Annotated in this window: 5 protein-coding genes and 1 pseudogene; 3 read left to right on the top strand and 3 right to left on the bottom strand. The window is 70.7% G+C overall.

Going from position 1 to position 4,918, the window contains the following annotated elements:
• The 3 genes from PROKR_RS12375 to PROKR_RS12365 form a co-directional block, all read left to right on the top strand.
• The coding region (locus tag PROKR_RS12375) for a DNA-3-methyladenine glycosylase (protein WP_036963634.1) at positions 1 to 249 on the top strand (249 nt) is incomplete at its 5' end.
• Between the two features lie 67 nt (positions 250 to 316).
• Positions 317 to 679 (top strand): PadR family transcriptional regulator, encoded by a 363-nt coding sequence (locus PROKR_RS12370; protein WP_020016599.1) that lies wholly within the window; start codon positions 317 to 319, stop codon positions 677 to 679.
• Positions 679 to 2,088: a permease prefix domain 1-containing protein gene (locus PROKR_RS12365; RefSeq protein WP_342665871.1), complete on the top strand. Its 1,410-nt coding sequence runs from the start codon at positions 679 to 681 to the stop codon at positions 2,086 to 2,088. The genes PROKR_RS12370 and PROKR_RS12365 overlap by 1 nt, the downstream gene beginning before the upstream one ends.
• A 73-nt stretch (positions 2,089 to 2,161) precedes the next feature.
• Here the strand turns inward: PROKR_RS12365 and PROKR_RS12360 are convergent, their stop codons facing one another.
• From PROKR_RS12360 to PROKR_RS12350, 3 genes and pseudogenes are all read right to left on the bottom strand, one after another.
• Complete coding sequence (locus tag PROKR_RS12360; protein ID WP_036963632.1) at positions 2,162 to 3,139, bottom strand: ATP-grasp domain-containing protein; 978 nt, start codon at positions 3,137 to 3,139, stop codon at positions 2,162 to 2,164.
• A 57-nt stretch (positions 3,140 to 3,196) separates the two neighbouring features.
• On the bottom strand, positions 3,197 to 4,510 hold the full coding sequence (locus PROKR_RS12355) for an MFS transporter (protein WP_036963630.1): 1,314 nt from the start codon (positions 4,508 to 4,510) through the stop codon (positions 3,197 to 3,199).
• Positions 4,511 to 4,593: 83 nt separating this feature from the next.
• Positions 4,594 to 4,918, bottom strand: a pseudogene (locus PROKR_RS12350) (alpha-L-fucosidase); the annotation flags it as partial.

The raw sequence follows: 4,918 nt of genomic DNA, 5'->3' as shown, positions 1-4,918 counted from the left end.
GCCCGCGGCCCGGCCCGGCTCGCCGTCGCGCTCGGCCTCGACCTGGCCGACGACGGCGCCGACGTCACCGACCCGGACGGTGCCGTGGCGCTGGAAGTCCCCACGACGCCGTCGGGCACCGTGCTGTCCGGCCCGCGCGTGGGTGTGAGCGGCGACGGAGGTCGCGCGGACCTGTACCCGTGGCGGTTCTGGCTCGACGGCGAGCCGACGGTCTCGGCGTACCGCGCCGCGACCCCGCGCCGGCGCTGACCTAGGACTCCTATGCCTAGTGCTGCTAGGGTAGGCATCCCTAGCAGCACTAGGCATAGGAGTGCAGGTGCACATCGACAAGGATCTGGTCGCGGCGTCCGCCACGCCCCTCGTCCTCGGCATCCTGGCCGACGGCGAGTCGTACGGCTACGCGATCCTCAAGCGCGTCAACGAGCTCTCCGGCGGCCGCATGGAGTGGACCGACGGCATGCTCTACCCCCTGCTCCACCGGCTCGAACGCCTGGAGTACGTCAAGGCCACGTGGGGCACGTCCGACGTCGGGCGGCGCCGCAAGCACTACGCGATCACCGCGTCGGGCAAGGAGGCGCTCGCTGAGCGCCGCCAGCAGTGGGCGGTCGTCTCCGACGCGCTCAAGCAGGTGTGGCAGGACGTCCAGCCCGGCCCCGCCGTCGCCGAAGGGTGGGCATGATGAGCGACCAGAACGGGAACGACGCCGGTCCCGCCCAGCGCACGGAGCCCGCCGAGCACGTCGTGCTGGAGGAGCAGATCGACCTCTGGCGCGGCTACGTCCAGCGCCGTCGGGCGATCTCGGCCGCCGACGTCGACGAGATGGAGGACCACCTCCGCGGCCAGGTCAGCGACCTGACCGCCGCCGGGCTGGAGGACGAGGAGGCCTTCCTCGTCGCGGTCAAGCGCATGGGCAACCTCGACGAGGTGTCCCGCGAGTTCGCGCGCGAGCACTCCGACCGGCTCTGGAAGCAGCTCGTGCTCGTGCCCGAGGAACCCGGCGACGGCGGGCGCTGGCGCGAGCTGGCCGTCGTCCTGGCCCTCGCGGTCGGCGCGGGCATCGTGCTCAAGGTCCTGCTCGCCGCGACCGTCGGCAACGAGCTGGTGCTCGTGCGCAACGGCGTCTTCGCCGTCCTGCCGTTCCTGGCCGGGTACTTCGTGTGGAAGCGGCGCGTGCCGTGGCGGGTGAGCGGCGTGCTGCTCGCGATCACGACGGCGCTCGCGCTCGTGGTCAACCTCTACCCGTTCGAGTCCGGTCCGTACGACGAACCCGGCATGACCGAGTTCCTCGCGATCAGCCACACCCCCGTGGTGCTCTGGCTGCTGCTCGGCGTCGTGTACGCCGGCGGTGCCTGGCGGTCGAGCGCGCGCCGCATGGACTTCGTCCGGTTCACCGGCGAGCTCATCATCTACCTCGCGCTCATCGCGCTCGGGGGCGGGCTGCTCATCGGGCTCACCATCGGCACGCTCAGCCTGGTCGGGGTGGACTTCGAGCCGTTCCTCGGCGACTGGCTCATGCCGTTCGCCCTCCCCGGCGCGCTCCTGGTGGGCGCCTGGCTGGTGGAGGCCAAGAAGAACGTCGTCGAGAACATCGCCCCGGTGCTCACGCGGGTCTTCACGCCGCTGACCATCGTCATGCTGGTCGCGATCTTCGTGGTGCTGCTCGTCAACGGGCCGCTCACCGACGTCGACCGCGACCTGCTCATCCTCATGGACGCGATCCTCGTGCTGGTCCTGTTCCTGCTGCTGTACTCGATCTCGGCCCGCGACCCGCTCGCGCCGCCCGGGATCTTCGACTGGCTGCAGCTCGTGCTGGTCGGCGCGGCGCTCGCGGTCGACGCCGTGGCGCTGACCGCGATGCTCACCCGGATCGCCGAGTTCGGCTTCACCGCCAACAAGGTCGCGGCGCTCGGGCTCAACCTGGTGCTGCTGGTGCACCTCGCGTGGGCGGCGTGGCTGGCGACCGGGTTCGTGCGCGGGCACCGCACGTTCGGCGCGATCGAGCGCTGGCAGACGCAGTACCTGCCGGTCTACGCCGCCTGGGCCGCGATCGTGGTGGTCGCGTTCGGCCCGATCTTCGGCTTCGCCTAGCTTGCTTCGTCGAGTGCTGGATCTTCGCCCTTCTTCGTGCGCTGGAAGGGCGAAGATCCAGCACTCGATGGGGTCAGGCGGGGTAGGTCTCCCGCAGCACCCGCGCCAGGTGCCGGACGATCTCTCGCGGGCCCGACCTCGCCGTGCCCTGCTCGACGTCGCTGTTGTAGTTCGTGTTGGTGTTCACGTCGTACGTCAGCACCCGGCCGTCCGCCGTCCGGATGTTCTCGATGCCGGCCACCTCGATGCCGTGCCGCTGCGTGAACGCCAGGTACTTGGCCACCACCGGGTCGTCGTAGCCCTCGCGCTCCGAGAACAGGCCCCACTCGTCGTCGGGCGCCATGGAGATGGTCGCGCCGACCGGCGGGACGGGCCGGCCCGTGACCGGGTCGACGGCGCACGCGTCGGCAGGGCAGAGCTGGAACCCGCCCCGCTCGGTGTCGCCGCGGACGGCGTACACCATCTCGCTGCCGACGATCTCCACGCGCGTGATGCCGCCGTCCGCCGCCACGACGTACTCCTGGATCAGCGTGATGCCGTCCACCGGCTCCTCGTACTCGTCGGAGGCCACGTGCTCGGCGAGGTCCTCGAACGAGTCGAACTTGCGCACGCCCAGCCCCTTGCCGCCCTGGTTGTGCTTGGTGACGAACGGCGTGGGGAACCCCTGCGCGGCCTTGAGCACCTGGTCACGGCCGACGGCGGCCACGGTGCGCGGGGTGTCGATCCCGGCGGCGCGCAGCGCGGTGAGCTGGTCCACCTTGCTCATCTCGAGCTCCAGCACGCGCCGGCCGTTGACCGTGCGGCGGCCGTACGCCTCCAGCCAGGACAGCACCGCGCGCGAGTAGTCCTTGGTCAGGCCGTGGTCGCGCGTGTGGCTGCTCGCCGAGATGCGCGACCAGAAGATGCCCTCCGGCGGCGCCTCGTCCAGGTCGAGGACGCCGTCGGTGAGCACCCACTCCTCGAAGTCGACGCCCTCGGCCGCGAAGGCCTCGGCGAACGGCGGGAACCACTCGGGGTTCTCGTGCAGGGCATAGATCTTCGGAGCGCTCACAGGAACCTTCCGCACGCATGGCTGACGGCTAGGGGACCCAGCAATACTTTCACGCCGTCAGCGCAGGTCGGCTGTGTCCTGCGGCACAGCCGACGCCTCCTGGTCCTTCGCCACGGCAGCGTCCTCGGGTGCACCGGCCGGCGCCGCGTCGACCTGCCCGAGCGAGCGGCGGGCCCCGGGGAACGCGAGGATCGCGCCCAGCACCGCCACCAGCAGCACGCCGGCCAGGACCAGCAGCGCCTGGACGGAGAACTGGTCGGCCAGCGGGCCGAACACCACCATGGACAGCGGCATCGCCACGGTCATCACGATGCCGACGAAGCCGAAGACCCGGCCCTGCATCTCGGGCTCCACGCGCTCCTGGATGATCGTCAGCGCCGGGGTGTTGAGCGCGGCGAACATGACGCCGATGACCAGGCCGATGGTGAAGAAGACCCACATGTTCGTGGACACGCCCAGCCCGGCGACCAGCACGCCCGTGGCGAGCACCGACCCCACCATGAGGCGCACCCGGCGCGTGATCCGTGGCCCGACCGACGCCATGATGATGCCGCCCAGCAGCATGCCGCCGCCCCAGAACAGCTCGTTCGCGGTCAGCTTCCACACCTCGTCGCCGAACGTGCGCGTGACCATGAGCGGCGTGAGGTAGCTCGGCGCGCCCACCAGGAACATGACCAGCGCGAACAGCGTGATGAGCCATCGCACGGGCGCGTTCGACCGGATGTACCGCACACCCGCCGCGAGGTCGCCGAAGTAGCTGACCCGCTCGCCGTCGTCGGACCGCACCAGGCGCGGCACCGCGACCAGGGCGAGCATCCCCACGCCGAGCAGAGCGGTGACCACGTCCACGAAGAAGACGGTGACGATGTCGAAGGACGCGTAGATCACGGCCGCCAGGGCCGGGGCGAGCAGCATCATGCCCGACTGGATGGACTGGAACATGCCGTTGACGCGCATGAGCTGGTCGGTCGGGGTGATCTGCGGGATCATCGCGCTCACGGCCGGCGTCTGGATGCCCGCGAAGACCGAGCGCACGGCCAGCGCCGCGTAGATGACCCAGAGCGAGTCGACGCCGCTGACCATGAGCAGCGCCAGCCCGAGTGTCGCGAGGGCGATGACCGTGTCCGAGCCCATGATGAGGAACTTGCGGTGGTGCCGGTCCGCCCAGACGCCGCCGAAGATCGACACGAACGCCTGCGGCAGCATGCCGAACACGATGCTCAGCATGAGCACCGACCCGGACCGCGTCTCGATGGTCAGGTGCCACATGACCGCGTACATGACCACCATCGACCCGAACAGGGAGATGGTCTGGCCGGCGAGGAACAGCCCGACGTTGCGCTTCCAGCGGGGCAGGTCGACGTCGCTCATGGCTCAACCCTGCCTGACGAGGGGACGGCCCGCCGATGCTTTTTCAGGTTCATGTGACGTCCGACGACGGGGCCCGCCCGAACTCATCGCAGGAACAGCTCGACCACCGGAACGGCGACGTCGGGTCGTGCCGTCGGCAGGTGCAGCGTCAGGGTGCCGGGCGGCTGCCCGCCGGGCGTGGTGTTCCACGCCTTCTGGTCGGGGTCGGTGCGGGTGGCACGCAGCTCGGAGCCGTCGTGCAGGAGCTGGGCGTACCGCACGCGGTCGGCCAGCCCGCGCAGGTGCACGTGCGCGAACGGCCACGCGAACAGGTGCAGGTACAGCCGGTCGGCACGCTGGGTGAGCACGACGCCGGGCGGCAGGCCCGGCGCGACCGCCTCCGCGAGAGCGGGCTCCGCGGGGCCGGCG

The sequence above is a fragment of the Promicromonospora kroppenstedtii DSM 19349 genome (assembly GCF_000515355.1).
In the GTDB taxonomy this organism is placed as follows: domain Bacteria; phylum Actinomycetota; class Actinomycetes; order Actinomycetales; family Cellulomonadaceae; genus Promicromonospora; species Promicromonospora kroppenstedtii.
This window is presented reverse-complemented; position numbering and strand designations above follow the sequence as displayed.

What these genes read in the sequence shown, in the direction of transcription:
- PROKR_RS12365 (WP_342665871.1), top strand. Translation starts at nt 679, where the DNA reads ATGAGCGACCAGAACGGGAACGACGCCGGTCCCGCCCAGCGCACGGAG.
- PROKR_RS12355 (WP_036963630.1), bottom strand. Translation starts at nt 4,510, where the DNA reads ATGAGCGACGTCGACCTGCCCCGCTGGAAGCGCAACGTCGGGCTGTTC.